At 63.3% G+C, this 25,586-nt stretch carries 20 protein-coding genes and 2 pseudogenes; 15 read left to right on the top strand and 7 right to left on the bottom strand.

What is annotated here, in order from left to right:
• Window position 1: 1 nt before the first annotated feature.
• The 6 genes and pseudogenes from TVNIR_RS16670 to TVNIR_RS16650 all read left to right on the top strand — a co-directional run.
• Entirely contained in the window at window positions 2-919 is a 918-nt protein-coding gene (locus TVNIR_RS16670; RefSeq protein ID WP_015260245.1) for a VOC family protein, read from the top strand.
• 123 nt (window positions 920-1,042) lie between these two features.
• The gene (locus TVNIR_RS16665) at window positions 1,043-2,347 is read left to right on the top strand and encodes an RNA polymerase sigma factor (RefSeq protein WP_043740834.1); all 1,305 of its coding nucleotides are present in this window, start codon (window positions 1,043-1,045) and stop codon (window positions 2,345-2,347) included.
• Between the two features lie 407 nt (window positions 2,348-2,754).
• The gene (locus TVNIR_RS16660) at window positions 2,755-3,327 is read left to right on the top strand and encodes a dihydrofolate reductase family protein (RefSeq protein WP_015260243.1); all 573 of its coding nucleotides are present in this window, start codon (window positions 2,755-2,757) and stop codon (window positions 3,325-3,327) included.
• A gap of 142 nt (window positions 3,328-3,469) precedes the next feature.
• Window positions 3,470-4,066 (top strand): dihydrofolate reductase family protein, encoded by a 597-nt coding sequence (locus TVNIR_RS16655; RefSeq protein WP_043739866.1) that lies wholly within the window; start codon window positions 3,470-3,472, stop codon window positions 4,064-4,066.
• Window positions 4,067-4,750: 684 nt separating this feature from the next.
• On the top strand, window positions 4,751-5,362 hold the full coding sequence (locus tag TVNIR_RS21340) for a tyrosine-type recombinase/integrase (RefSeq protein ID WP_418081167.1): 612 nt from the start codon (window positions 4,751-4,753) through the stop codon (window positions 5,360-5,362).
• A 315-nt stretch (window positions 5,363-5,677) separates the two neighbouring features.
• Window positions 5,678-5,881, top strand: a pseudogene (locus TVNIR_RS16650) (tyrosine-type recombinase/integrase); the annotation flags it as partial.
• Window positions 5,882-6,337: 456 nt separating this feature from the next.
• On the opposite strand, the gene ltrA reads toward TVNIR_RS16650, so the two are convergent.
• Window positions 6,338-7,786, bottom strand: coding sequence for a group II intron reverse transcriptase/maturase (gene ltrA, locus TVNIR_RS16645; protein WP_043739865.1), 1,449 nt, complete (start codon window positions 7,784-7,786; stop codon window positions 6,338-6,340).
• Window positions 7,787-8,677: 891 nt separating this feature from the next.
• On the opposite strand from ltrA, the gene TVNIR_RS16640 reads away from it, so the two are divergent.
• The 3 genes from TVNIR_RS16640 (at window position 8,678) to TVNIR_RS16630 (ending at window position 12,990) form a co-directional block, all read left to right on the top strand.
• The gene (locus TVNIR_RS16640; protein WP_015260239.1) at window positions 8,678-9,319 is read left to right on the top strand and encodes a sulfite exporter TauE/SafE family protein; all 642 of its coding nucleotides are present in this window, start codon (window positions 8,678-8,680) and stop codon (window positions 9,317-9,319) included.
• A 189-nt stretch (window positions 9,320-9,508) separates the two neighbouring features.
• Window positions 9,509-11,638: a PhoX family protein gene (locus TVNIR_RS16635; RefSeq protein WP_015260238.1), complete on the top strand. Its 2,130-nt coding sequence runs from the start codon at window positions 9,509-9,511 to the stop codon at window positions 11,636-11,638.
• Window positions 11,639-11,970: 332 nt separating this feature from the next.
• The gene (locus tag TVNIR_RS16630; protein WP_015260237.1) at window positions 11,971-12,990 is read left to right on the top strand and encodes a porin; all 1,020 of its coding nucleotides are present in this window, start codon (window positions 11,971-11,973) and stop codon (window positions 12,988-12,990) included.
• A gap of 214 nt (window positions 12,991-13,204) precedes the next feature.
• Here TVNIR_RS16630 and TVNIR_RS16625 read toward each other — a convergent pair whose 3' ends face one another.
• The 3 genes and pseudogenes from TVNIR_RS16625 to TVNIR_RS19355 all read right to left on the bottom strand — a co-directional run bounded on the left by TVNIR_RS16625 (window position 13,205) and on the right by TVNIR_RS19355 (window position 15,438).
• Window positions 13,205-13,978 (bottom strand): TRAP transporter large permease subunit, encoded by a 774-nt coding sequence (locus TVNIR_RS16625; RefSeq protein WP_250635766.1) that lies wholly within the window; start codon window positions 13,976-13,978, stop codon window positions 13,205-13,207.
• A 908-nt stretch (window positions 13,979-14,886) separates the two neighbouring features.
• Complete coding sequence (locus TVNIR_RS16615; protein WP_043739753.1) at window positions 14,887-15,219, bottom strand: DUF5615 family PIN-like protein; 333 nt, start codon at window positions 15,217-15,219, stop codon at window positions 14,887-14,889.
• Window positions 15,219-15,438, bottom strand: a pseudogene (locus tag TVNIR_RS19355) (DUF433 domain-containing protein). Before TVNIR_RS19355 ends, TVNIR_RS16615 begins: the two are co-directional and overlap by 1 nt.
• 576 nt (window positions 15,439-16,014) lie before the next feature.
• Here TVNIR_RS19355 and TVNIR_RS16610 point away from each other — a divergent pair.
• From TVNIR_RS16610 to TVNIR_RS20880, 6 genes are all read left to right on the top strand, one after another.
• On the top strand, window positions 16,015-18,372 hold the full coding sequence (locus tag TVNIR_RS16610) for a TOTE conflict system archaeo-eukaryotic primase domain-containing protein (protein WP_043740832.1): 2,358 nt from the start codon (window positions 16,015-16,017) through the stop codon (window positions 18,370-18,372).
• 531 nt (window positions 18,373-18,903) lie between these two features.
• Window positions 18,904-19,155 (top strand): hypothetical protein, encoded by a 252-nt coding sequence (locus TVNIR_RS16605; protein WP_015260233.1) that lies wholly within the window; start codon window positions 18,904-18,906, stop codon window positions 19,153-19,155.
• A 463-nt stretch (window positions 19,156-19,618) separates the two neighbouring features.
• Window positions 19,619-20,437, top strand: coding sequence for a type IV toxin-antitoxin system AbiEi family antitoxin domain-containing protein (locus TVNIR_RS16600; protein ID WP_083499490.1), 819 nt, complete (start codon window positions 19,619-19,621; stop codon window positions 20,435-20,437).
• Entirely contained in the window at window positions 20,427-21,008 is a 582-nt protein-coding gene (locus TVNIR_RS16595) for a nucleotidyl transferase AbiEii/AbiGii toxin family protein (RefSeq protein ID WP_237251671.1), read from the top strand. The genes TVNIR_RS16600 and TVNIR_RS16595 overlap by 11 nt, the downstream gene beginning before the upstream one ends.
• Window positions 21,009-21,047: 39 nt before the next feature.
• Window positions 21,048-22,022: a Druantia anti-phage system protein DruA gene (locus TVNIR_RS20885; RefSeq protein WP_015258465.1), complete on the top strand. Its 975-nt coding sequence runs from the start codon at window positions 21,048-21,050 to the stop codon at window positions 22,020-22,022.
• Complete coding sequence (locus tag TVNIR_RS20880) at window positions 22,019-23,362, top strand: IS4 family transposase (protein WP_052316628.1); 1,344 nt, start codon at window positions 22,019-22,021, stop codon at window positions 23,360-23,362. The genes TVNIR_RS20885 and TVNIR_RS20880 overlap by 4 nt, the downstream gene beginning before the upstream one ends.
• Here TVNIR_RS20880 and TVNIR_RS16580 read toward each other — a convergent pair.
• From TVNIR_RS16580 to TVNIR_RS16575, 3 genes are read right to left on the bottom strand one after another with little or no spacing between them, the layout of a single operon-like run.
• Window positions 23,342-24,349, bottom strand: a complete 1,008-nt coding sequence (locus tag TVNIR_RS16580; protein WP_052316651.1) for a reverse transcriptase family protein — start codon at window positions 24,347-24,349, stop codon at window positions 23,342-23,344. The genes TVNIR_RS20880 and TVNIR_RS16580 overlap by 21 nt on opposite strands.
• Window positions 24,318-24,620 (bottom strand): helix-turn-helix domain-containing protein, encoded by a 303-nt coding sequence (locus TVNIR_RS19350; RefSeq protein ID WP_083499489.1) that lies wholly within the window; start codon window positions 24,618-24,620, stop codon window positions 24,318-24,320. Before TVNIR_RS19350 ends, TVNIR_RS16580 begins: the two co-directional genes overlap by 32 nt.
• Window positions 24,621-24,660: 40 nt before the next feature.
• A complete protein-coding gene (locus TVNIR_RS16575; protein ID WP_211263123.1) occupies window positions 24,661-24,903 on the bottom strand; it encodes a hypothetical protein in 243 nt (80 codons plus the stop codon).
• Window positions 24,904-25,586: the final 683 nt, after the last annotated feature.

Below are 25,586 nucleotides of genomic sequence, written 5' to 3'. Positions count from 1 at the left end.
GATGACCGAGATGCAGCAAAAGATCATCCCACACCTCTGGTTTGACCAGGAAGCCCGGGAAGCCGTCGGCTTCTATTGCTCGGTCTTTCCCGATTCCGGTATTGCGAACGTCACCACTTTGCATGACACACCGTCCGGAGATTGCGACGTGGTGTCGTTCAGCCTGCGGGGATACGCGTTCATGGCGATCAGCGCGGGACCCCTGTTCCGCTTCAACCCGTCGATTTCGTTCATGGTCAACTTCGATCCTGCACAAGACGACGACGCGGGAACACGTATCGACGAGGTCTGGGCGAGGCTCTCCGAGGGTGGGAAGGTATTGATGCCACTCGACCGGTATCCGTTCAGCGAGCGCTACGGCTGGATTCAGGACAGATTCGGGCTATCGTGGCAACTCGTTCTCACCAACCCGGAGGGCGAGGAACGGCCACCGATCATTCCGTCGCTGCTGTTTGTCGGGGATGTCTATGGCCACGCGGAGGCAGCCTCCGAGTTCTACCTCTCGCTGTTCGGGAATTCGCGCCGAGGGCAGATCGTTCGCTACCCCGCCGGCGCGGAGCCAGACCGGGAGGGCGCGGTGATGTTCACCGACTTCATGCTTGAGGACCAGTGGTTCGCCGCCATGGACAGCGCCCACAAGCACGATTTCGCCTTCAACGAGGCCATTTCGTTCGTGGTGAACTGTGCCGATCAGAACGAGATCGATGCGCTCTGGGAAAGGCTTTCGGCCGTCCCGGAGGCCGAAGAGTGCGGATGGCTCAAGGATCGATACGGGCTTTCCTGGCAGATCGTTCCTGAGGAACTATCCACCATGATGCAGGACCCGGATCAGGAGCGGGTGAACCGGGTGACCCAGGCCGTTCTCGAAATGAAGAAGTGCGATCTCGCTGCCCTGCGAGGTGCCTACGATGGCCGGTAGGCAGGCCAGCAACGCCGTTCGACGCCCGGCGCTGTTCTGGGGCGGTTTCGGAGTACAGGTGGAGCGGTGACCGGCAGCGACCACATCGATCCTCCCGGCGATTCCTCCCACGATCCGATTGGCGTGCACCAGCTCCGCCGCCGGATCGAGGCGATCTGGCGTCTGGATGCGGGCCGCATCGTTACGGCGCTCGTGCGCTGGACCGGCGACTTCCAGCGCGCCGAGGACGCCGCCCAGGACGCACTGATCGCCGCGCTGGAACACTGGCCAACGCGCGGGGTGCCCGAGCATCCGACGGCGTGGCTGCTGCGCACGGCGCGCAACCGTGCGATCGACCACCTGCGCCGCGAACACCGGGGCGACGCACTGATCGGCGACTACGGCCGCGAGATCGCCCGCAGCCATATCGCCCGCTCGACTCCACAGTTCAACGACGACGCCCGCCACGATGCGCTGGCCCTGCTGTTCATTGCCTGCCACCCGGTCCTCTCCGCCGACACCCGTTGCGCACTGGCCTTGCGCACCATCGGTGGGTTCAACAACGCCGCGCTGGCGCGCGCCTTTCTGGTTCCCGAAGCGACCATCGCGCAGCGTATCGTGCGCGGCAAGCGCAAGCTCGCCGAGGCGAACATCCGTTTCGAAAAACCGTCCGTCGCCGAATGCCGCGAGCGCCTCGGCTCGGTACGCGAGGTCATCTACCTGATTTTCACGGAGGGCCACGTGGCCAGCCAGCGCGACGACTGGATGCGGCCCGACCTTTGCCATGTGGCCCGGCGCATGGCGCGCGTATTGGCGCAGGCCGCTGCGGATGACGCCGAGACACAGGCGCTGCTCGCCTTGATCGAACTTCACGGTGCGAGGCTGGCCGCGCGCATGGACGAACACGGTCACCCGGTGCTGCTGAAGGATCAGGATCGCCGAAAATGGGATCGTGGCGGGATTCGCCGTGGCCTCGCCGCACTGGCGCGGGCCAACACGCTCGCCCTGGCCCAGGATTCCGGGCCGGATGCCGTGCCGGGGCCGTTTCGCCTGGAGGCCGCGATCGCCGCCTGTCATGCGACTGCGCCGACGTTCGCTGACACCGACTGGCGCCAGATTGCGGCGCACTACGCGACGTTGTTCGCGACCACCGGATCATTGGCCGCGCGTATCCACGAAGCCCAGGCGGCCGCCCAGTTCGACGATCCGGCTCGGGTGCTGGCCGCCCTAGACGACGCCGTCAACGCCCAGAAACTCGACAGCTACGTACCGTTGCACGCGGTGCGCGGCGACCTGCTGGAACGTTGTGGCAAGCGGGCGGCTGCTGCGACCGCGTTCCGACTGGCCGCCGAACATTCCGGTAACGGGGCCGAACAGCGCCTGCTGCTCGCCCGCGCGCGACGGGTAGGGGCGGGACCAGATTCACACAACGGTAGCCTGCCAGGGTGACCGACTCGATCGCGGGGGGCAAGCGCGCGCTCCGTAGATGACTCGGGTCGCCCCGGCGCAGCCGGCAAAAACATGGGCCCGGAAGTCCGCAACCCGCCGGTCTGCCGACACCTAATGGCAGCCGCACAGGACGGGGAAGGTGCCGCTGCACACTTGTGACATGGTTCTCGAGAAGCGACCACGCAACCTCACCTTCGTGGGCATCTACGCCGTCCGCGATGCCGTGGGGCTCCGACCAGCCTGAGCTGCCCCCCCATTCCGTGCGCACGTCGCACAAACGCAAAGCGGTTGGGCGTTACCCGCTGTCGATTTCTCCGACTCCCCTTCGTCTACTTGATAGGTCCGAGGCGAGCCGGCAAGGCGGTCGGTAGCCCGGGACTGCAGAGCTGGTTGAATGGAGACCTGAGATGAGAAGGATCATAGCGGCGCTGGTTGTGTCGGTGGACGGATTGATCGAGGGACCGAACGGAGATTTGGATTGGATAGAGACATGGGAGGATCCCTTTGATCTTCTCCCTCAGATCGACACGTGCATCCTGGGCCGCAGGATGTACCCAGGTTATGAGCAATACTGGCGGGCCATTCTTGCCGACCCCGCGGGCGTGTTGCCCCTGACCGGCCGGGTGGCTACGAAGGGCGAGATCGAGTATGCGCAGTTTGCCGAGCAGACACCCCATATCGTCCTGTCCCGGACATTGGACCGGGTCGATTGGAAGAACACGCGAATCGTTCGGGACGTGGAGGAAATCCGCAAGATGAAGCAACAGCCTGGCAAGGATATGCATGCCGTCGGCGGTGCGACCCTGGTTTCCAGCCTGATGAACGCAGGGATGGTCGATGAGATCCGGCTAGTCGTAACGCCCATTGTTCTGGGGGAAGGAAAGGCGCTATTCAAGGCCGTAAAAGAGCGTCATGCGCTGAAGTTCATTGAAGCCAAGCCGCTGAAATCGGGCATGGTTCGTCTGACCTACGTAACGTAGCCCGGCTTCTCGATGCCGCCCAACAATGGCCTGCTAGGGACGGCGCGGCGCGCTGCCGTTGAGTCTGAGCGTGGGCGGCCGATCCGGGAGGACAGCACGCGTCCTCGGGACGCGGTCTCCACTTCTCCAGAGGAATAACGCAATGTCGAAGGTTGTAGCAATCATGTCCATGTCGATCGACGGTTATGTTGCCGACCTCAACGATGGCGTGGCCGAAGTGTTCGACTGGTACTTCCACTCGGGAGACATCGAGCTCGCGACAGGAGGGTCTGACCCCATGACATTCAAGGTGTCCGGGCCGAGCGCCCAGCACCTTCGCGATCTCTGGGCCGAACTGGGTTCCGTTCTCACCGGTCGACGCACGTTCGAGATCGCCCAAGGCTGGAACGGAAATCACACCTGGGGGCCAGCATTCGTACTTACTCACCAGATCCCCGACGGATGGCCCCGACCCAACTCAACGGTCCACTTCGTGACTGACGGCGTCGAAAGCGCCGTGAGCCAAGCCAAAGCCGCCGCTGGCGGAAAGTCGGTTGGCGTCCATGGGGCGGACGTTATCCAGCAGTTGCTGAATGCTGGACTCCTCGATGAACTCTCCATCGACATTGGGGCGGTTCTTCTTGGTTCGGGAGTCCGACTCTTCGACCACCTCGCCGGCGGGCCAGCCCTTCTCGGCAACCCGACAGTGACCGCAGGCGTCGGGGTTACACACTTGCGGTACCCAGTACGCAAGGCGTAGCCCAACCCCCTTTCCTCGCACACAGGATTACGAGGAGCCTTTTATTGTTGCGGCGTCGCTTTCACCAAGAGAGCTGCGCGTGTTGGCGGCGTTATGCCGGCGCGGGATAGGTGGGGCGGTTGAATCCGTGAGGGAATGTCGTTCGTTGGCTGCTTTGGGTGCCCGGAGTTTGGACTAGCCGCTTAGCATTAAGGGCTGGCTGGCCGTTCAGGGCCGTTATGCAAAGTCCTCGATTATGGAAAGTGGGTGCCGCGGTAGCGACTCGGAGCGCGGCAGGAAGCGGGATCGGCGGCAGTAGGTCGGCGGAGAGCTTGACATAATTTTGGGGGTCTTCTGGAAGGGTAGTTGAACCTCGGGAGACCCTCATGAGCAGAGATATTGAATGGCCTGACTCGGCCGATCGTCCGCCGGCGTATCGATCCGCCATGTCGACGAAGAACTGGAGCACTACGACACGTACCTCCGGGACCTGCGTGGGCTGTCGCCGGGTAGTCGGCAGGGCAGCCTGGGTGTGGTGCGCCCACTCTTGCGGCAGAAGTTTGGAGATGGCGGCGTCGACATGGCCCGACTGCAACCAGACGATGTGCGCCAGTTTCTGGCCGACCAACTGGCCGCACGTCGAACGCCTTCCAACGCATCCCGTTTGGCCGCGGGGCTGCGCAGCTATCTCCGTTATCGAAGCATGTGCGGCGATGCCGTCAGTCCAGTCCACTGGCCGCTGTCATTTCGTCACCCGCGCACTGGAAGCTCGCGGTTTTGCCGCGTGTGTTGACGGTGGAAGAGGTCGAGCAGCTCCTGAGCTCCTTCAGGTTTGCCCCACGGTGGCCGAAGCGCGGGTATGCCATGGTTCGCTGCGCGCTGGATTTGGGGTTGCGGTCTGGAGAGATCGCCTGCCTGAAGATCGACGCCATTGACTGGCAGGCTGGGATGGTAACACTGAGGGGCACGAAGTCGTTTCGGCAGGACATTCTTCCCCTGCCGGTCGAGACCGGGCAAGCGCTTGCGGACTATCTGCAGCACGAGCGTCCTCCGAGCGCGAGTTCGGCTATCTTTGTCAGCCCTCAAGCGCCACGCGGTGGGCCCTGTACGGCGAACGCGGTGCGGAAGATCATCATGCGAGCGTATCGGCGATCCGGGATCCCACATTCGGGGTCGCATGCACTTCGACACTATCTACCCTTCCTGACTATGTCTTGTGAAGCGCGCGCGGCCTGCCGTAGCGCGATTCCGTTGGTTGCGCCGCCCAGATGCCGCGCGCTCACCCGACATAGTTGGGCGGGGTCTACAGCCTGTTGAGAAAGTCCACGAACTGCAGGACTTGGCGGGAATTCACCTCGCCGAGTACCCGGTGGTATCCAGCGATGCAGCAAACCGGCCCAGATACGGAGCAACCGGCTCTTCCGGAGCTCGTGATAGGACGACTTGGCTGTTGATGACGACCCTCATGGCGGACCTCCTTGCCCCAGCGGGGCTGTGCGAAGGGTCCAAGACTATGTCGAGCATCTCACGCGCAAGTCCGCTCAACACGCGGCCGGCGGCCGTGTGCAAGACATAGTCAGGAAGGGTAGATAGTGTCGACTATGTCGCTGAAGACATAGTCGGCATACCACAGCCATGCACCTCTTGCAGGCCGGTGTCGACATCAGCGTCATCGCTCTCTGGCTGGGCCACGAGAGCCCGGTGCCGACCCATCAATACGTCGAGGCCGACCTGGCCATGAAGGAACGTGCCTTGGCCAGGATCCACGAACCCGACGCCAGAATCCAACGCTACCGGGCCCCTGACTCACTCATCGACTTCCTCAAGACCCTGTGATTATGAAAAGGCCACCCCGTACGCCAGCCGCTCTGCTCCAGCGGTTGGCGCGCGGTGTCTCCCGCCACTTTCCATAATCGAGGACTTTGCATAACGACCCAGACCGGGCCGTCGCCGGGGATGCCGGAGTGCCCCCTTTCCAACCGAGAGTAGACCGTCACGGCGTATCGTCTTCATAGACAGCAGGTGCGAACCCGCCGTCCCGGCCCCATCGCCCAAGCGCACCGGCCTTCGGGTTGGTCCGAGGATTCGGTATCGGCATCGACGCCGAGGTATGCTCCGCCGGCAGACCCTGCGCTTAGCCCGCGCCGGAGTACGAGTACGAGTCGGGTAGCAGGGCGACGTTGCCGCCGCCCCGCCCCCTAAGAACCGTGCTTGCAACTTTCATCGCACACGGCTCCAGCCTTGATAAGGCGCCGTGAGGCACCCGGCCGTGAGGGAGAATGGTGGTCGTTGTCACCGGACATTGGCCAACCCATCGTGGCTCGGATACGCGCGGTTTGCCGCGCGCCGTTGCCGGAAATAATCCGCGTCCTGCGGATCGTACGGGTTGGTTCCGGAACGCACGAGCACATGCCGCCGAATGGGGATGTAGCCGAGCGAGACCAGAGTGTGACAGCCGTCGTTGAAGATCCACCGCCGCGAGCCTTGGCGGGGGAAGTATCGTTTCCGGATCCACTCGTGGTTCTTCTGTGGATGCCGGCGACGCGCCCAGTTCCAGGTCAGGCGCCAGATGCGTTGGTCGAGTCCCAGAAGGACCGCTTTGCTGGCCACGTTCCGGTAATAGTTTCCCCACCCCCGGAGAACGGGGTTGAGGGTTCGGATGATCTCCGACTGCGGCCATTGCTGGCCGGTTTGGAGGATCGTCTTCACTTTCCCGTGAATGTGGCTGATGCTGGCACGTGACGGCTTGATCAGAAGCTTTCCACCGTACTTGCGGAAGCGGAACCCGAGGAAGTCGAACCCGTCGTCGATATGGACGATGCGGGTCTTTTCCGGAGCGAGGACCAGTCCGCGTTCGTGCAGAAATTCCGTGACCAATGGCGTGACATCGTTTTCGAGGATCGCCCGGCTTTCGCCGGTGATCACGAAGTCATCCGCGAACCGGATCAGGTTGACCTTGCCGCGCCGCTTGAAGCGGGCGCGGATGCGGCCTTCCAATCCGTCCAGAACCATGTTCGCGACCGTCGGGGAAATGATGCCCCCTTGGGCCGTGCCCCGTTCCGTGGGGAAGATGCGTCTCTGCTCCATGAACCCGGATTTCAGCCATGCCCGGAGTCGTCCTTGATCGGTTGGGGTGTGCTCGATGAGCCAGTCGTGATCGAAGGCATCGAAGCACGCCCGGATGTCCCCTTCCAGAATCCATTCCGCGCTGGAACGTTTCGCCAGTGACAGGAAGCATCGCTGCATCGCGTCCTTTGGGGTTCGTTCTTTCCGGAAGCCGTAAGAGCACGAATCCGCGAGGGTTTCCGACACCGGGTCCAGTGCCAGCAGATCGAGAGCCTGTTCGGCCCGGTCCGATTGCGCCGGGATACCGAGGGCTCTTTTCTTTCCATTCTTCTTGGGGATGTAGATCCGTCTGACGGGCAGGGGCCGATAGTCTGGATGGTGTAACGCTTGGGCTTGCTGCCACTTCTGAGCTGGAGTTTTCAGGACGATGCCGTCGATCCCAGCCGTATTCTTCCCTTGATTGGAGGTCACCCGCCGAACGGCCAATAACTTGGCCCCGAGCGACCTCCGAAGCAGGCGCTGTAGCGACCGAACCCGGTGCCACCGGCCTGCGCGCACCGCCTTCACGATACGGGCTTGTAATCGGCTGACGTTCCGACGTACCGTGTCCCAGTTGATCCGGTTCCACGGTAGCGGGGCGTCCAGAGGGCCTTCAATGAAGCCGATGGCGTTCATCGTCTAAGAAACCCTCGGGTGTAGCCTTTCCTCGGCCTTTCTCGTGATCCAAGACCCGCCGGAAGTGGGCGCTCTTTCGAGTGGGGCAAAGTCGGAACCCCTATCCGCCCGGTTACGGGGCGGCATTCGCTTTCTCCGGCATCCTTTACCCCCGCGAGCACCGGCGACCCTCGCGGGTCACGTTCCACGGTCCCTGTGGGCTCGTTGGGGCTTACCACGTTCCACACGCTTACCACTCCTGCGAGGTGTAGGCTCCGTCTTTCCGCCGGCAGTGCGATGTCAGCGCGGGGCGACACTAGAACGACCCGACCGGACTGCGTACCTTTTGGTTCATGCCTAGACAGCCCCTTTGGCATGTTGGACATAACGACGGTTGAACGACGGTTCACCTGGGTTAGCCGTGCCTCGCACCCCTAGCTCCTGATCGCCTTGGGGCTGGCAGTCATCACCTGGCCTCGCGGTTTGGTGACCCGTCCGAGGACGGCGGCTACGTTGTCTCGGGAGCTCCGCACCCCGGGGTTACCCCCAGCGCACGTCCCGATAGGGGACTGATGGCTGAACATCAGATCTATCTCCATGATAAATAAGCGTGCGACTTCGTGTCGCACCCAGCGGGTGTCCTGGTAAAGCAGCCCCCCTGGGCTGCCGGCCCCGCCGTTGCCCGCTTTCCACAACCCAACCCATCGCCCACCGGAAAAACCGTCTCGCCACCCCTTGGCGGGCCGATTTCGGCCGGATGGGCTGCCGACGCTGCTCCGACGGGGCTTCGTTGCGACTTGACAGGCCCCCGGGGCGAAGGGATATTGCGGCGAAGGCGGTTGGATTTCCTATCCTTCTTTCAACGCGCTGGCGGGAGGCGGCAGCTTTCTGACGCTGCCGGCATTGGTCTTCGTGGGTGTCCCGCCGGTTGCGGCGAACGCGACCGGAACGGCCGCGCTGCTGCCCGGCTACATCGCCAGCGCATGGAGTTACCGCGACCTGATGCGGGCGCCGGTGGGCCTGTCGCTGGCCGCGGTCCTCGTGCTCGGGACGGTCGGTGGGGCTGCCGGCGCGGCGCTGCTTCTGGCCACCAGCGACGCCGCGTTCCGGGGCATCATCCCATGGCTGCTGCTGTTCGCGACCCTGTTGTTTGCGCTCGGTCCCGCGCTGCAGCGGTGGCTGCCGCGGGGCAGCGGCGCGGGGGGTGCCCGCGCGCGGGCCGGAGTCGTGGCCGTATGCGCGTACGGCGGCTACTTCAACGGCGGCATGGGCATCGTGATGCTGGCGCTGTTCCGGCTGCTGGGCGTCGACGATCTGCGCATCGCCAACGGCCTCAAGAACCTGCTGTCGGCGGTGCTCACACTGATCGCGGTGTCGGTCTACGCGGTCGGCGGGATCATCGACTGGGCCGCGGTGTGGCCGATGGCGCTGGGCGCCACGGCGGGAGGGCTGGCCGGGGCAGGCGTCGGCCGCAGGCTGCCACCGCCGGTGCTGCGCAACCTGATCGTGGCCGTCGGTGCCATTACCACGCTGCTGTTCTTCCTTCACGGTTGACGGGGCCGGCGCGACGGCGCGGGTGATGGCCGCCGGCCGATGCAGGATCGGGGTTGCATCGCCGGGGGGCCTTGACTGCGACGGGTGATCTGAAATGCCGGTGTAGTCGAATCGCCATCAGTCGATCATTTTCCAGGGATAGGCTCGCGGGGTCTTTAACCCCCCTCCCTCTGACCCTGGAGAGACACGATGAGCAGGAACCTTGTACGCGGGCAACCGATCGATCATGGCGATGGCGACGAGCCCATGAGCAACCCGAGCCAGGCGCCCCACTTCCAGCAGATCCTGACCGCTCGCATGAACCGTCGGACAGTCCTGAAGGGCAGTCTCTCAGCGGCGATCGCCGGGCTGTTCGGTTCGGCCGCGCTCCAGGGCTGCGGATCCGGATCGAGTTCGGGTGCAGGCCGCGAGTCGCCGATGCTGCTCGGCTTTGAAGCCATCCCGGTCAGCGAGGACGACACGGTGCATGTGGCCCCTGGGTACAGCACTCAGGTGCTTGCCGAGTGGGGACGTTCGGTCAGCAACCCGGGGATCCTCTACGATCTGCCGCTGACCGGGGCACAGCAGGGCGATGCCATCGGATCGCACCACGACGGCATGCACTTTTTCCCGATCGAGGCCACGGATCCCTACGAGGGCAGTTCCACGGATGGCCTGCTGGTGATGAACCACGAGTATGTCGAACCGCGCTACATGCACGCGTCGGCGATCGGTCAGGAGTTGACCCGGAGTCAGGTTCCGACCTACATGGATGGGGGCTCGGTCCGGCGCGTGGCGGATGAAGTGCTGACGGAAATGAACGGCCACGGCGTCTCCGTGCTGCGCGTCCAGAAGCAGGTGAACGGAACCTGGGCCGTCGTGGCCGACGCGCGCAACCGCCGCGTGACGGCGCTGACGCCGATGGAAATTCGCGGGCCGGTGCGCGGCACCGATTTCGTGCGAACCAAATTCAGCCCCGACGGGACGATGACCCGCGGCACCATCAACAACTGCGCGCACGGCGTGACTCCCTGGAACACCTACCTGACCTGTGAGGAGAACTGGGCCGGGTACTTCCGCAACCGGGACAACAGTGGCGACGATCAACCGCGCGAGCACCAGCGCTACGGCGTGCGCGCTGGCATCAGTCGCTACGGCTGGGAGCTGGCCGATGCCGATCCGGCCAGCAACCAGGAGGCCTACGCGCGGTTCAATGCCGCCCCGCTCGCTGCCTCGGCAAGCGACGATTATCGCAACGAGCCGAACGCCTTCGGCTGGGTCGTCGAAATCGATCCGTTCGGTCCGTCCAGCGTCCCGATCAAGCGCACCCACCTTGGCCGCTTCGCCCACGAGGGCGTAGTGTTCCAGCCGGCAGTGGAAGGGCAGCCCGTCGTGCTCTACTCCGGTGACGACGCGCGCAACGAGTACATCTACAAGTTCGTCTCCGCCCAGCCATATCACCGCGCCACTGCCGGCGGCCATCTGCTCGATTCGGGGACGCTGTATGTGGCCAGGTTCCACGAGGACGGTACCGGCGAATGGCTGCCGCTGATCTGGGGTCAGGGTCTGTTGGTTCCTCAGCCGATCAACCAGGGCGAGGATCCGGACTGCACCTGTTTCCACAGCCAGGCCGATGTGCTGGTCAACACCCGCCTTGCCGCGGACCGGGTCGGTGCGACTCCGATGGATCGTCCGGAATGGGGGGCGGTGGATCCCAACAGCGGTGAGGTCTACTTTACGTTGACCAACAACACGAGCCGCAGCGAAGGCCAGACCGACTCGGCCAACCCCCGCGGCCCGAACCCCCACGGCCACATCATTCGCTGGCGCGAGGACGACAACAACCCCGCGGCCACTACCTTTACCTGGGATATCTTCGCGATGGCAGGGGATGCTTCGGGTGATCCGATTTCCGGTGGCGTGGATGGCGCGGGCAACCCGTTGACCGGAGACAACATCTTCAGCTCGCCCGATGGCCTCTGGATCGATCCGGACAGCCGTATCTGGATCCAGATGGACATGAGCGAGTCGGTCATGAACGTCAGCCCGGTCTATGCCATGATGGGCAATAACGGCATGCTGGCCGCGAACCCGTTCACCGGCGAGATCCGCCGCTTCCTGACCGGCAGCCTGGGCCAGGAAATCACCGGCGTGATTTCGACGTCGGATCAGCGCACCCTGTTCATCAACCAGCAGCATCCGGGTGCGACGGTCTCGGCCGCTGATTTCGCCAGCGGCGATATTGCGGGCAAGGGCAACTGGCCGCTCGGCGGCAATCACTACGGCCGTTCGGCCACGGTCGTGATCACGAAGGATGACGGTGGCGTGATCGGTACCTGACCCCGCGTCGAGGTTCTGTTTTGGAAGCGCTGGCCATTGCGCGTTTCCTCAGCGACGTCATCCATCGAGGTGAAACAGGCGGCCCCGTGGGTATCATCGGGGCCGCTTTTTTTCGGTGCGCCCTGCCGGGCGCACTCACTTGTTGACGCGAGGGTGAGCGACTCGCCTAGTTCGCATCGTCGATATGTTGCTCAATTGCAACAAATGTTGTTTTTTTATCAAAACTTCTTAGGATCGTAACTTCAGAGCAACTCCGGACCTTCAGTCTACGGCCCTGTCGAGAACGTCATCGGTGCTTGACAGCGCCTCCCTCACAGACTGGAGAATTGAAAATGAATCGCAAGAAGATCCTTATTGGCATGTTGGCCGCGGGCTTGACTGTCCCCACTATCGTTGCCGCTGACTGGACGATCTATGGTCGTGCAAACGTGTCGGTCGATTTCCTGGACGATGGCAACGATTTCAGCGAAATCGACGTTGTGAGCCGTTCCAGCCGCCTGGGCTTCAAGGGTGAGCGTGAATGGAGCGATCAGTTCGTGGGGATCTTTCAGATCGAGCAGCAAATCGATTTCGACTCCAGTGAGGGCGAGACCTTCACGACCCGGGACACCTTCGTGGGCTTCAAGGGCTCGGACTGGGGCATGCTACGCGTTGGCCGCTTCGATACCCCATTCAAGCGCGCCCGTGGCCCGGTGAATTTCTTCGGGGACCAGGTCGGGGACCTTCGTAACATTACGCGTACGCGCCAGCATGGACGCTTCGATGAGCGCTTCCGCAACAGTCTCCACTACCGGACCCCCAGCCTCGGCGGTCTGAGATGGGATGTGCAATATTCCACTGACCGTGGCCAACAGGACACGCGTGCCGATGCGGATGACGGATTCAGCACGGCCCTTACCTTTAGGCAAGGTGGCTTCACGGGCGCGCTTGCGTATGAGCAACAACGCAATGACGCTAGTGATAACGTCGACGCGGTGCGCTTGGTGCTGGCGTATAAGGTCTCACCGACCTTCGAAATCGGCGCGCTGTATCAGAACACCGAAGCCGACGGTCGTGACGAGGCAGATGCCTTTGGTCTGGCGGCGCAATTCCAGTTCGCTCCGGACTGGTACATCCGTGGGCATGTCTTTCATCTGGACTCCGATGCACAGGATTCCGATGCAACGCTGTACGCTTTTGGACTTGAACGTCGCATAGACAGGGATCTGCGGATCCAGCTCAATCTGGGTGTGATGAACAACGATGACAACTCGGCGTTGAACCCCTGGATGCAGGGCGGCGGTCCGAGCCAAGGAAATCCCATTGGCGAGACTGCGACCGCATTGCAGCTGGGTATCCGCTACGACTTCTAGATCCTTACCCCTCCAACAGGTTTTGCGCACCGATCACAAAGTCTCCCAGGACTCGACATCGGTGGTTCCCGGGCGCATTCGCGCCCGGTTTTTTTGGTTGGTCACAGCGGGCTTTGCCCGCCCTGGGAGGGCGTTGTGGATGTGGCCCGCCAGCGCCCTCGCACATCCGCTCTCGCCTGAACTCTCGGCGCAATCAGTTCGGTTGGGGCCAGCTCTACCAGCCGATCGCGTCAGGCAGCCAGAGCGCGATGCCGGGAAACACGATCAGCAGCGCCAATGCGGCCAGCTGGATGATCACGAACGGGATTGCGCCGCGGTAGATCTCGGTGGTCCGGATGCCCGGGGGTGCAACCCCCTTCATGAAGATCAGCGACCAGCCGAAGGGTGGGGTGAGGAACGACGTCTGCAGGTTCATGGCGATCAGGATCGCGATCCAGACCATCGAGAATTCGGGGTAGCCGGCCAGAAAGGGGAGGAACAGCGGCACTGCGATGTAGGTGATCTGGATCCACTCGAGAAAGAAGCCGAGCAGGAAGATCAACAGCAGCATGAACAGCAGCGTGCCGTAGGCTCCGCCCGGCACCCAGTCGAACATTGCCTCGATCAGGAACTCGCCGTCGAGGCCGCGGAACGCCAGTGCGAACACCTGCGAGGCGCTCAGCACGAAAAACACCATCGCGGTGATGCGCACGGTCGACAGCACCGCGTCGCTGAACACCGGCCAGCTCAGCCGGCGCATGATCATCGCCACCACGATGGCCCCGACCGCGCCGACTGCCGCCGCCTCGGTCGGTGCGGCGATGCCCGCGATGATCGACCCGAGCACCGCGGCAACCAGGATCCCGGGGGGAAGCACCGCGGTAAACAGATCCTTCCAGAGTTGCTCGCGGCTCATCTGCGCCCTTTCGGCCGCGTCGATCGCGGGCACGTCGGCGCTGGAAAGCCAGGCGAGCACCAGCAGGTAGACAACGTACAGCGTGGCCTGCATCAGTCCGGGGAATCAGCGCCGCGGCGAACAGGCTGCCGACCGACAGGTTCATCGTGTCGGCCAGCATCAGCAGCACCAAGCTCGGCGGGATGATCTGCCCGAGCGTGCCCGATGCGCAGATCGTGCCGCAGGCGGGCGGTGTTCGCGCGCAGGCGTTCGGGCACCGTCGCGCGCTTCCGGCTGCGTTCGGCCGCGGCGTGCAGCGACCGCAGCGCCAGGCGCACCGCGCGCGGGTCGTACTCCGGCCCCGTCGGGTCGACCCATTCGCCGAGACCGAGCGCCTCGGCCAGTGCGTCGTTCATCAGACCGTGCGCGGCAACGAACTCGCGGTGGCCGCCGAGCGGCACCAGCATTCGGAGCAGCCAGAGACGGACGATGGGGAGCAGGTCGCCTGGCGGTGCGGATGAGCGAGAAAGTCGGCGGCGGCGCATGGGGATCTCCTTCGGGGGTGGAGATCATTCTCCGGGTCGGTGCGTCAAAATGGTTCGCAGCGGGGACACCCCCTACGACTGCGATGCGACGCCCCATGCAAACCCGACACACTCTGACGTGAGACCCCGTGGGCAGGAGGCACAGCCACCCGCCCGGAGGGCAGAAATAACCGGCGCCGGAATGCCCGCTCAGGTCCAGAGCACGCGGGTAACCGCACACACCGGGAAGCCACCGAGGTACGCACGTATCCGGATTCGACTCTTCACGACCCGAACCGGTCGCCCGGCACGCGGCGACGAGGGGCCGCTATGGATCGGTTGCCAGCCTCTGGATTTCGCCATCTTCGGAATGCTCGTAGTTCTCTCCGGCATCAGCCCATAAGTGCAGCCCTCAGAACTCCTTGAAGGCTGGTCAGGTCAACGGGCAATTCAAGAGGACTACGCCCACAGAGGTGCTACGCGTGATCTCCAGCGCCATCAACGAATTTCGATCAGCGTCTCGCCGCCCTCCAGGGCGGCCAAAACCCGAGGCAATAGAATTTCCATGCGCGCCAGCAATTCCGACCGGCGAGTGTTGCCCATTCTGAGCCACACGACCCGTGGCGTCCCGGCACTGGAGGTGATTCGCCAGATGGCGAAGTCTTCATCCTTGGTGACAATCGTCACACTCTCTTGTGCTGCCCACTCCCAAATCACTCGATCCGGGGATTCTGCCATCCCGAGGTCGGCGACGTGGTCGGCTGGACAGCCCTGGGCGCTCAGCCACCGAGCAAGGGCCGGCGGCAGTTGCGCGTCCACCAGAAAGCGCATCAGGCAACAACGGACAGCACAGGATGGTCACTCTGGCGGGCGGCGTACTCCAGAACGGCAACAATGTCTTCCGGTTCAAGATAGGGGTAATCCTGAAGCACCTCCTCGTGTGAGGCGCCGGAAGCCAGAAGGTCCAGGACACCGAATGCGTAGACCCCGCAGGCATGGGCGTCCTCCGCAGACGTCGGGATCGATCGTGATTCGGTGCAATTCGCTCACTTGAGTCACCATCATGTCCATCTCCACCTCAGAGTAGAAGATCACCGTGGCGGGGACAAGCGCCACCGCTGCCACCATCACCGGCTCCTGGGGCGGCCGGCAGCGTGCCGGTTACGAGCCTCTGGCTCACAGTAGCCAATGGCGACTCAGGGTCGAGATCCCAGCCCCACAAACATGGCACTGGCAGAAGCCGACCCTTACCCGTCCCCCAGGCTGCGGCAGCGAGCCACCGCAATCTGATCGAAAGCGGTCACCCATACACAGACAGTTGCACGCGCAAGGGTGGCCTGCCCGCTACAACGCGAGACCTGCCCCCTTGCGTGGGGACCCGGTGCTGCGCGCGCAGGCCAAGCCCGCCGAGTGCCGGCCGCTGCTGGCAGAGGCTGGAGCTGGTAGTCAAGAGCCACGCGGGACCGATACGGCACACGACGTGACTCTTCTTGCCGTTCGCAGGCGTGTAAAACTGACATTGTTCATGATGGGACAGCCTATGAGCAGGCCGCCGATGTGTATGGAGTCTGAAACCCCGCTATTGTGGGCGGGGATAACCAAATCTTCTGGCTGAGTGTGGATTCGATGGCGGATCACGGTGAATTGGCCGCATTGCAGGTCGAGAACGCCCGACTGATTGCGTTGCTGGAAGCCCACGGCATTGAATGGCGTTTGCCGTGGGCACCCATTACAGCGGTTCGAGAGCCAGAATCGTCCAAATTTTCCACCGCTGAAAAAGTCGCACTGTTCCGGCGCCTATTCCGTGGGCGCACGGACGTCTACCCCATCCGTTGGGAGAGCAAGACCAGCGACAAGGCCGGGTACGCGCCCGCCTGCGCGAATGAGTGGCGAGCTGGGGTCTGCGAAAAGCCACGCATCAAGTGCGGAAACTGCAGCAATCGTTTGTTGATCCCACTTTCCGATGCCGTAATCTACGACCATCTGGCCGGTGAGCACACGGTCGGCGTCTATCCACTGCTGGAAGACGACACCTGCTACTTCTTGGCGGCCGATTTTGACGAAGCCGATTGGCGCGATGATGCCCGCGCCTTCGTGCAGTCTTGCGAAGAACTGGGTGTGCCGACTGCGTTGGAGATTTCCAGATCAGGCGACGGTGCGCACGCGTGGGTGTTCTTCGCCAGTCGCGTCGCAGCACGCGATGCTCGGCGCTTGGGCACGGCCATCATCAGCCACACCTGCTCGCGCACCCGACAACTGAAGCTGAAGTCCTATGACCGGCTATTCCCGAATCAAGACACGATGCCCAAGGGCGGGTTCGGCAACCTGATCGCCCTGCCACTGCAGAAGCAACCTCGCGAAAACGGCTGCAGCGTATTCGTCGATGCCGATCTGCGCCCGTATGCCAATCAATGGGGCTTTCTGGCGGGCATCCAACTGATGGCGGCGCACGACATCGAACCCACGATCCTGCGGGCCACCGGTGGCATTCATCCATTGGACGTCACCTTCATCGACGATGAGGACTTGGCCACGCCGTGGAAGCGGGGTTCGTCTCCCAAGAAGCTGGGGGGCACTATGCCCACCTCGCTGACCGTGACGCTGGCCAATCTCGTCTACTTCGAAAAGGCCCAACTGCCGCAGGTACTGGCCAACCGCCTGGTCCGTCTGGCCGCCTTCCAGAACCCCGAGTTCTACAAGGCCCAGGCCATGCGGATATCGGTGTGGGATAAACCGCGCGTGATTGGCTGCGCGGAGAACTATCCGCAGCATATCGCCTTACCACGTGGCTGCCTCGACGCCGCATTAGACCTCCTGCGTGAGAACAGCATTTCCTGTGATCTCCGCGACGAGCGCTTTGGTGGTGAAGCCATTGCAGTGAGTTTCCTCGGAACCCTGCGACTCGATCAGGAGGCTGCCGTCTCGGCCATGCTGCAGCATGATACCGGCGTGCTGTGCGCTCCGATCGCCTTTGGCAAGACAGTCACCGCCGCCGCGATGGTCGCGCGCCGGGGCGTCAACACGCTGGTGCTGGTGCACCGCACCGAGCTGCTCAAGCAGTGGCAGGCGCGCCTGCAGGTTTTTCTAGGCCAGGGCAAGGGGGTGGTCGGTACCATCAGCGGCGGGAAGGCCAAACCCGCCGGCAAGATCGACATAGCCGTGATGCAGTCGCTATCCCGGCAGGGCGAGGTCAACTCCTTGGTTGAAAACTATGGCCAAGTCATTGTGGATGAGTGTCACCACGTTGGCGCCGTCTCCTTCGATGCCATCCTGAAGCGAACGAAGGCGAAGTATGTGCTCGGCCTTACCGCAACACCCATCCGCCGAGATGGGCAACAGCCGATCATCTTCATGCAATGTGGGCCGATTCGATACACCGCCGCCCAACCACTTGGAGCGCCTCACGACCTGAAGGTTCTTCCACACTCACGGTGCACCCGGATCGAACTGCCGGCCACGGCCGGTATTCAGGACGTGTTCCGGTATCTTGCTAACGATCAGGCGCGGACTGATGCCATTGCAATTGTAATCAAAGAAGCGTTTGAGCAGGGTCGTAAGGTGTTGGTGTTAACCGAGCGCACCGACCACCTAGCCGCAATTATGGCTGCTTTGGCGTGTCAAATCCCTGAACCGTTCATGCTGCACGGCCGGATGTCAAAGAAACAGCGGGCCGCCCTCATCGCCGATCTGAACGCACTGCCTCCCGATGCACCGCGCGTCCTTTTGGCTACCGGAAAACTGGTCGGGGAGGGATTTGACCACCCACCGCTCGATACACTGGTGCTGGCCATGCCAGTTTCCTGGAAGGGTACGTTGCAGCAATACGCTGGGCGCCTCCACCGGGAGCACGCCAGCAAGACGGACGTGCGGATTATCGACGTCGTGGATACCGGCCACCCGGCGGTGCTGCGGATGTGGGACAAGCGCCAGCGGGGGTACCGGGCAATGGGTTACCGAATTGCTGCGGAGGCCGTTGTGTCATGAGCCGACGATTACGACCGACTTTGCTCCGTGCCTTGCGCCAATTCGCAGGGCCGGACTGAAGGCGGCGTCGAGTCTTAGAGCTTCAACGGCGAAGCGCGTTGCGGTGCCCCTGCAAGGGCATATTTCCTTCCCTCACAGCCCGGCATGCGTCTGACTCCTCAGCCAACGATCCTCGCCATCGATGCGGCATGGACTGCTGCGCGGCGCAGCGGCGTGGCCTTCGTCCAGCAGCGAGGAGGCTGTTGGCACTGCATCGTGCTCGACTGGTCCGCCAGTCGTTTTCCGGGAACTCAGCAGCCGCTGGTGCGCCGGCCACTCGCCGACCCTGGCACGCCCGGGCCGCTGGGCGCTCGAATCTCAGACGCGCTGTCCGCGGCTGGTTTCGAGCTGGCGACGCCGGCAACGCCATCGCCCGTTGGTCGGCAGTTCCTCGAGGTGTACCCGCATCCGGCTCTGTTGTCGTTGCTCACGCGTTCGCAACGGGTGCCGTAGAAAGTCAGCAAGTCCAGGAAATACTGGCTAGGCGAACCGGTGCCGGGTCGGATCCGGAACCTGCTGATCGAGTTCACCGCCATTCGCGACGCGCTGGCCCAGGTGTTCGAGGGGCTGAGTCTCGAGCTTCCGGAGCCGACCATCATCAAGAGCCTATCGGCGCTGAAGCGGTACGAGGATGCACTGGATGCGCTTGTCTGCGCGCGGGTAGGCGTCGAGTGCCGTGCGGGACGCACCGTGGCCCTCGGCGGTGACGATACGGCGATCTGGTGTCCAGGGGACGTCGTGTGAGTTCGCGATGAGGCACAACTCACTGGCTGAAGCCGCCCCTGAGCGACCGCCGAGCCATTGCTCACGAACGACTCCCCACTGGTGCGCTGCGGACGGCCGGAAACCTCCATCGCGGGCATCGTTTTCGACGGCCGGCGCGGCAAGAGGGGTGATATCAGAGCCGGGAAGTTCTGAGAAAGGTAGCCTGACCCATGAAAACCCCGCCTCCGGAAACCTCGGGGTGGTTCACCCCCGGCTGGCGAGGCATGCACGCTTCTGAATCGTGGGCAGGACCCGATTTCGCCAAATGCTGCGCGGGGCATGGCGCGAAGCTTGGTACCTGACCTACCGAAGCCTTGGCAGAGACAAAACGCGCGACAGCACTCTTTTTGGACATCGCAATTCGTGTACTGAAAGTACCCATAATCGTGCAAGTCCGAAGCAGACTTGCCGTAATCTTCGATTCTTCTCCATCATGTGTACCATGAGTGCACAAAAATCGGACACGCTGAAGAGCGTCTTGGAAGCTGTTCCCGCCGGCTTTGTGGTGGATGCGCGCTGGCTGGAGAACCACGGCGTCAGCCGGTTCCTCACCCGGAAATACGTAGATCGCGGCTGGCTGGAGCGGCTGGAGCGCGGTGTCTTCCGTCGCCCCTCGCCGCAGTCAGTCCCTCCGGACTGGAAGAGCTGCATCCTATCTCTCCAGAAAATCATGGGTTACCAAGTCCATGTCGGCGGCATGTCCGCCCTTGACCTCCAGGGTTACCGCCACTATCTCCCGCTGGGCGCGCATCCGCCCGTGTGGATCTACGGCAGCGACACACCAACGTGGCTGTCGCGCCTCACCCTCGACGCACCGCTCATAAGCCGCCCCCTGTCCCTGTTCGATGACCCGTCGCTCGGTCTGACGGAATACAGCAACGGCAATGCCCCGACTCTGCCCTGGGGCTGGACGCTCCGAATATCCTCGCCGGAGCGCGCGATCCTCGAAGCACTTGACGAACTGCCCGCGCATGAGAGTTTTCATAACCTCGACATGGTTTTCGAGGGGCTGGCGACGATGCGGCCTCGCCAGCTCGCGGCGCTGCTGCAGAGCTGCCGCACGATCAAGCTCAGACGTCTGTTCTTCGTTTTCGCCGACCGCCACAAACATGCCTGGCGCGAGCGCCTTGACCCCGACGACTTCAACCTCGGTACGGGTGACCGCGCCCTGATCACGGGCGGCAAGATCCATCCGCGCTACCGCATCATGGTCCCCCCGGAATTCGTCGACGCCTCAACGGGAGATACCGATGGCCCGTGACGTCTATGGTGCACAGGTAGCGCTTTTGATGCGTCTGCTGCCCTTCATCGAGGCGGAACCCGTGTTCGCGCTCAAGGGCGGCACTGCCATCAACCTGTTCTACCGCGACATGCCGCGCCTGTCGGTAGATATCGACCTGACCTACCTGCCGGTCAAAGACCGAGCGGAAAGTCTGAGGGAGATCAACGAGACGCTCGACAGGATCATGAAGGCGGCCAACGCCGGCATTCCGCGTCTCCGCGCGCAACGCATCGAAGGCGGCGGTGGCGGCGCCACCCGTATCCGAGCCCGGCTCGACGGCGCCGAAGTCAAGATTGAAATCTCACCTGTCATGCGCGGCGTCGTGCACGATCCTGAACGCCGCGCCGTATCCCCAACGGTCGAAGATGAATTCGGCTATGCCGCCGTCCAGGTCGTGTCATTTGAGGATTTGTTCGGTGGCAAACTCCATGCGGCGGTCGATCGCCAGCACCCGCGCGACCTGTTCGACATCAAGCTGCTCTACGAACACGAAGGGCTGACCGACGCGCTGTTCCGCACCTTCCTAGTCCTGCCCTATACCCACATCTAGTGCTGGACAAACGCCTGCCGGCCGGGTACCGTGCCGGGCATGTGGGAGCAGAGCCAGATCAAGCGCACGTTGAGCGCGCCGGCGAACCTGGCTCGGGTGCAGGCGCTGATCCGGGAAGCGCCGGAACTGCACCGCACCGCGCTGGCGGATCAGATCTGTACCACCTGGGGCTTCTTCGATGCGCGTGGGCGGCCGCAGCGGGCGGGCTGCTTGAAGGCGCTGCGGGCGCTGGAGCGCGCGGGCCGGATTACGCTGCCGCCTGCGTGCAGCAGCCCGGGGCGCGGGGGCCAGGGCCGGCGCCTGGGGGTGGCGGTGCCGGCACCCCAGGGAGTGGGCCGCGAGGTCACCGAGCTGGAGGGCCTGGCGCTGGTACGGGTGGACACGGCCGAGCACCGGGCGCTCTGGAATGAGCTGATGGCGCGCGAGCACCCGCGCGGCATGGGGCCGCTGGTGGGCGCGCAGCTGCGGTATCTGGTGGGTTCGGCGCAGGGCTGGCTGGGGGCGCTGGGGTTTGCGGCGTCGGCGTTGCAGTTGGCCGCACGCGATGCCTGGATCGGCTGGGATCCGGCGCTGCGGGAACGCCACCGACACCGTGTGGTGGGACTGAACCGGTTCCTGTTGCGTCCGGGCGTTTCCTGCCGGAACCTCGCGTCGTGGACGCTGGGTCGGGCGTTGCGGCGGCTGGGGGCTGACTTCGAGGCCTGCCATGGGTATCGTCCCTGGCTGGTGGAGACCTTCATCGAGCCTCCGCACACCGGGGTCAGCCTGCGGGCGTCGAACTGGCGTTTTGTGGGCGAGACCGGCGGGCGGGGGCGCCAGGACCGGGGCCACGCCGCGGCCGAGACCCGCAAGGCGATCTATCTCTATGAACTCGAACCCGATTGGCGCGCACGCTTGGGGTGGGTCCGGCACCGGCACGGGGCGACACACCGCTGGAACCCGCCGAGGGTCTGGATGCGCAGCAGTGGGCTGAACACGAGTTCGGGGGTGCGCCCTTGGGGGACAAGCGATTGACGAAACGGCTGGTGGACAGCGCCCGGCGCCAGGGGGAGGATCCGCTGCGCGCCTTTACCGCGGTGGCCCGCGACGACTGGGCGGCGGTGAAGGGCTACTACCGGCTGATCGACCAGCCGGAGGACTCCGACGTGACGCCGGAGCATATCCTGGCGCCGCATCGGGCGTGCACGCAGCGCCGGATGCAGGCGCAGGCAACGGTGCTGTGCCTGCAGGATGGCACCGATCTGAACTTCACCACCCGCCCGCAGACGCGCGGCGTCGGGGTCATCGGCCGCAACCAAACCGGTGCCGAGAGTCTGGGGCTGCATCTGCACTCGACGCTGGCGGTCAACGCCGACGGGCTGCCGCTGGGCGTGCTGCAAGCGCAGTTCGAGGCGCCGCAGCCGCGGGGCGACGCGGAACCGGCGCAGGAAGAGAAAAAGAGCTTCCGCTGGATCGCCGGTCTGCGCGATGCAGCGGCACTGGCGGCGACCCTCCCCAATACCCGGGTGATCAGTGTCGCCGACCGGGAGGCCGATGCGTTCGAGCTCTATGTCGAGCAGCAGCGTCACCCCGCGGTGGAGCTGGTGATCCGCGCCCAGCACAACCGCCGGCTTGCCGACGGGCGGCGCCTGTTCGAGGTCGCCCGGGCGACGGCGAGCCGCGGCTCGGTCGAACTCCCGGTCGATGGCCAGAGCCTGCGCACCAAGACCAGCAAGCGCCCCGAGCGCCTGGGCCGAGCGGCACGGACCGCGGAACTGGAACTGCGCTACACCCCGATCACGCTCCGTGGCACACCCGCCGATGCCGATCAGCCGGTCACCCTGGAACTGACCGTGGTGCACGCGCTGGAACGGGATCCGCCGAAAGGGGAAAAGCCGCTTGAGTGGTTCGTGCTCACCACCCTGACCGTCGCCTCGGCCGAACAGGCCGCCGAGATTCTGCGCTGGTACCGCCTGCGCTGGCGCATCGAGGACTGGCACCGGGTGCTGAAATCGGGTTGCAAGATCGACGAACTCGGCCATCACAGCGTCGAGCGCCTGGAACGCGCCATCGCGATCCGGCTGGTCATCGCCTGGCGGGTGATGCTGATGACCCTGCTGGGACGGGAGGCCCCGGAGCTGCCACCGGAACTGCTGTTCTCGGACGTCGAATTGCGGGTGCTCGGCGACTACGCCCAGTCCCGGCGCCGGCCTCGCCCCAGCAGCCTCCGGGCAGCTGTCCGCGAAGTCGCCATCCTCGGTGGGTACACCAACCGCAATCACGATCCGCCGCCTGGCCACCAGCTGATGTGGCACGGCTACGCCAAACTCACCACCATGTCCTTTGCCTACGCTTTACGAGATGAAATCGAATGACACCGCCCCGTATCGACTGGTCTGCGCAACTTGTGGGTAAAGGGCAGGCCTAGTCCGTAAGCTCTTCGCTTCACCGGGGTTGAAACGTTTCATGGTTCCGACCTTGCCCGATGCGTTGCGCCATTGCGTTAGATACTCCGGTGAGCGGGGATCCCGTTTGTACCCTTGTTCGCACTGGTATACCTGAGCCCGTATCTGGTCACGTCGCTTCTTTGGCATCGATGGCTTGGCGGCGTTGACGTTGAGACCCGTCACCTCCATCCGGCTTCGTCCAGTCGCTATCTTGTGCTTCGCTCTCTTGGGCGCGAACTCGCCAGACGCGAGCATGCCATAGATGCCCGAAATGATATTGGTCAGTTGTGTCTTACTTAGCGGATATGGCGCAGAGACGGTAACGTCGTCCATGAAGCGGCTGTAGGCGAGCCCCTGGCGATGAAGGCGTGCCACGAAATCCGGTTCCCGTCTCCATAGAGCGAGGTTGGCCAGGTAGCCGCTGGTTTTCCAACCCTGGGGTAAGGCGCCCTCATAGATGGTAAGCCGGGTCAGTAGTTCTGCGACGTCCGGATGGAAGTTGAAAAGCCGCTGCCAGATCTCCTGCACTACCTCTGCGGTAGTGCTGGGGAAGAAGTCCTGGATGTCCTCGCTGATCAGGATTTTTTTCTTGGCGTGAAGGGCGGCGTGCCTGGAGTAGTCGCGGGTGGTCAGCTTGTCTGAGATGCCGCCAAGGAGGTAACCGGGATAGTCCACCTGTCTAAGGAGGCGGTTCTTGATACGCTCGTGAACGACCTTCAGCGCTTTACGCGCGTCATGGGTGGGGCGGGGCGTGCCGTCCTTTTTCCTGAGGACCTTGCCCGGCTTCCACAGAGAAGGGACGTTTTCGGAAAGCGCGATTAACTCAGACGGGGTTGTCGAGAGGATGCTGGCCAGTGCCTTGACATGCGCAATGGGACCAACCTTAGAACAGGTTTTGTTGCTTTCTGGTGCCATCCATAAGTTCCAGAATTCCAGTTGAAATGGTATCAAGCTGGTCTTGGTTCAGCTCGGGTATTTCTTCTTTTTCTGCCGCTATGAAAACAAGTACGGAAAGCGGGGTCTTAAGTGCCTTGGAGATGGACTCGATGGTCGCGATGCTAGGATCGCGCTTATTCTTCTCGATCAGGCACAGATGGGATACCGATACGTCCGACAGCTCAGCCAGCTTGGACTGAGTGAGGCCGCGCAGTTTTCGACAGGATTTTATGGCCGCGCCAAGATTCATCGTCGTATCAGTCTCGAATTAGAAAAGGGGTTCGCTGTGCTTATCTGGACAGGAGTTGGAGGAGGGCGACGATACTGGGGAGTTTTTCAAGCACCTTACCGAGCGCCGACAGCACGGCGTGCTTCATGCCGGCGTCACGGTAGCCAGTGTCGATGAATCCCTGTATCAGTTCGATCGCCTCGTCCAGTTGTTCAGTAGCACTGGTGTCCGCTGCATCGTGCATCGATGCTTTCACGTCCAATAGGACGATCAGCACCTTCTTCAAAGGCTCTTCGTTCATCACGAAATCTCCTGTGTTGATGATTCCAAACGGTGCAAATCGCACCAGTCGCCAACACGATCAGACCGATTGGAATGCAGCAAACACCACGAACCCAATTTCCAGCCGAAGGCCCAGTCGCCCCAGTGGTTCGGGAGCGCCGGTCGCCTGCCACGCGGTTACGGGCAGATGACGCCTTGGAAGGACGTTGACACCAACGTCGGCTACTTCGCGATCGAAGCGGCCCGGTTCAAGCCTGATCTCAGGAGGAGTCTGTTAAAGAGCACACGGAGTGGTAGCACTCCGCCATGGGGAGAATAGTACACGATTATTTGCTGTGTGCAAACGTTTTGCCCAGGGCAAATATTTTTGGGGCAAACAGGGGGCGCACCACGATTTGGGCCCCCGCCCGGGACGGCCTTGCCGGCGCTTGTCCCCTCCCGCCGGCTTCCCGGACAGCCGACGCCGTTGCCATGCCGCTGACGGCACAGCCCAAAGGAGGTCATCGTGGGGTTACCCCGTCTCGTCCAACAGCCGCCGCTGCGGTGGCGCGCGGGAGGGCGGCTGCCTCGGGGCTTAGGGCGCCGACGCTTTCGCATCCGGGTGGGCGAGGATTGTCTGAATCACTACGGGACCTCGATGCAGGCAATGACCCGTTTCACTCTGCAGCAGGTCCGGCAGGCGTGATATCGACCTCAGAAACCGGC

The organism is Thioalkalivibrio nitratireducens DSM 14787 (assembly GCF_000321415.2).
Taxonomy (GTDB): domain Bacteria; phylum Pseudomonadota; class Gammaproteobacteria; order Ectothiorhodospirales; family Ectothiorhodospiraceae; genus Thioalkalivibrio; species Thioalkalivibrio nitratireducens.
The sequence above is the reverse complement of the archived record's forward strand: the minus strand, read 5'-3'. Positions and strand labels throughout refer to the sequence as shown.

Bases quoted from the DNA above. Each gene is read 5' to 3' on its own strand.
- TVNIR_RS16670 (WP_015260245.1), top strand. From the start codon at position 2: ATGACCGAGATGCAGCAAAAGATCATCCCACACCTCTGGTTTGACCAG.
- TVNIR_RS16660 (WP_015260243.1), top strand. From the start codon at position 2,755: ATGAGAAGGATCATAGCGGCGCTGGTTGTGTCGGTGGACGGATTGATC.
- TVNIR_RS16655 (WP_043739866.1), top strand. From the start codon at position 3,470: ATGTCGAAGGTTGTAGCAATCATGTCCATGTCGATCGACGGTTATGTT.
- ltrA (WP_043739865.1), bottom strand. From the start codon at position 7,786: ATGAACGCCATCGGCTTCATTGAAGGCCCTCTGGACGCCCCGCTACCG.
- TVNIR_RS16635 (WP_015260238.1), top strand. From the start codon at position 9,509: ATGAGCAGGAACCTTGTACGCGGGCAACCGATCGATCATGGCGATGGC.
- TVNIR_RS16630 (WP_015260237.1), top strand. From the start codon at position 11,971: ATGAATCGCAAGAAGATCCTTATTGGCATGTTGGCCGCGGGCTTGACT.
- TVNIR_RS16625 (WP_250635766.1), bottom strand. From the start codon at position 13,978: ATGCAGGCCACGCTGTACGTTGTCTACCTGCTGGTGCTCGCCTGGCTT.
- TVNIR_RS16615 (WP_043739753.1), bottom strand. From the start codon at position 15,219: ATGCGCTTTCTGGTGGACGCGCAACTGCCGCCGGCCCTTGCTCGGTGG.
- TVNIR_RS16610 (WP_043740832.1), top strand. From the start codon at position 16,015: ATGGCGGATCACGGTGAATTGGCCGCATTGCAGGTCGAGAACGCCCGA.
- TVNIR_RS16600 (WP_083499490.1), top strand. From the start codon at position 19,619: ATGAGTGCACAAAAATCGGACACGCTGAAGAGCGTCTTGGAAGCTGTT.
- TVNIR_RS16595 (WP_237251671.1), top strand. From the start codon at position 20,427: ATGGCCCGTGACGTCTATGGTGCACAGGTAGCGCTTTTGATGCGTCTG.
- TVNIR_RS20885 (WP_015258465.1), top strand. From the start codon at position 21,048: ATGTGGGAGCAGAGCCAGATCAAGCGCACGTTGAGCGCGCCGGCGAAC.
- TVNIR_RS16580 (WP_052316651.1), bottom strand. From the start codon at position 24,349: ATGGCACCAGAAAGCAACAAAACCTGTTCTAAGGTTGGTCCCATTGCG.
- TVNIR_RS19350 (WP_083499489.1), bottom strand. From the start codon at position 24,620: ATGAATCTTGGCGCGGCCATAAAATCCTGTCGAAAACTGCGCGGCCTC.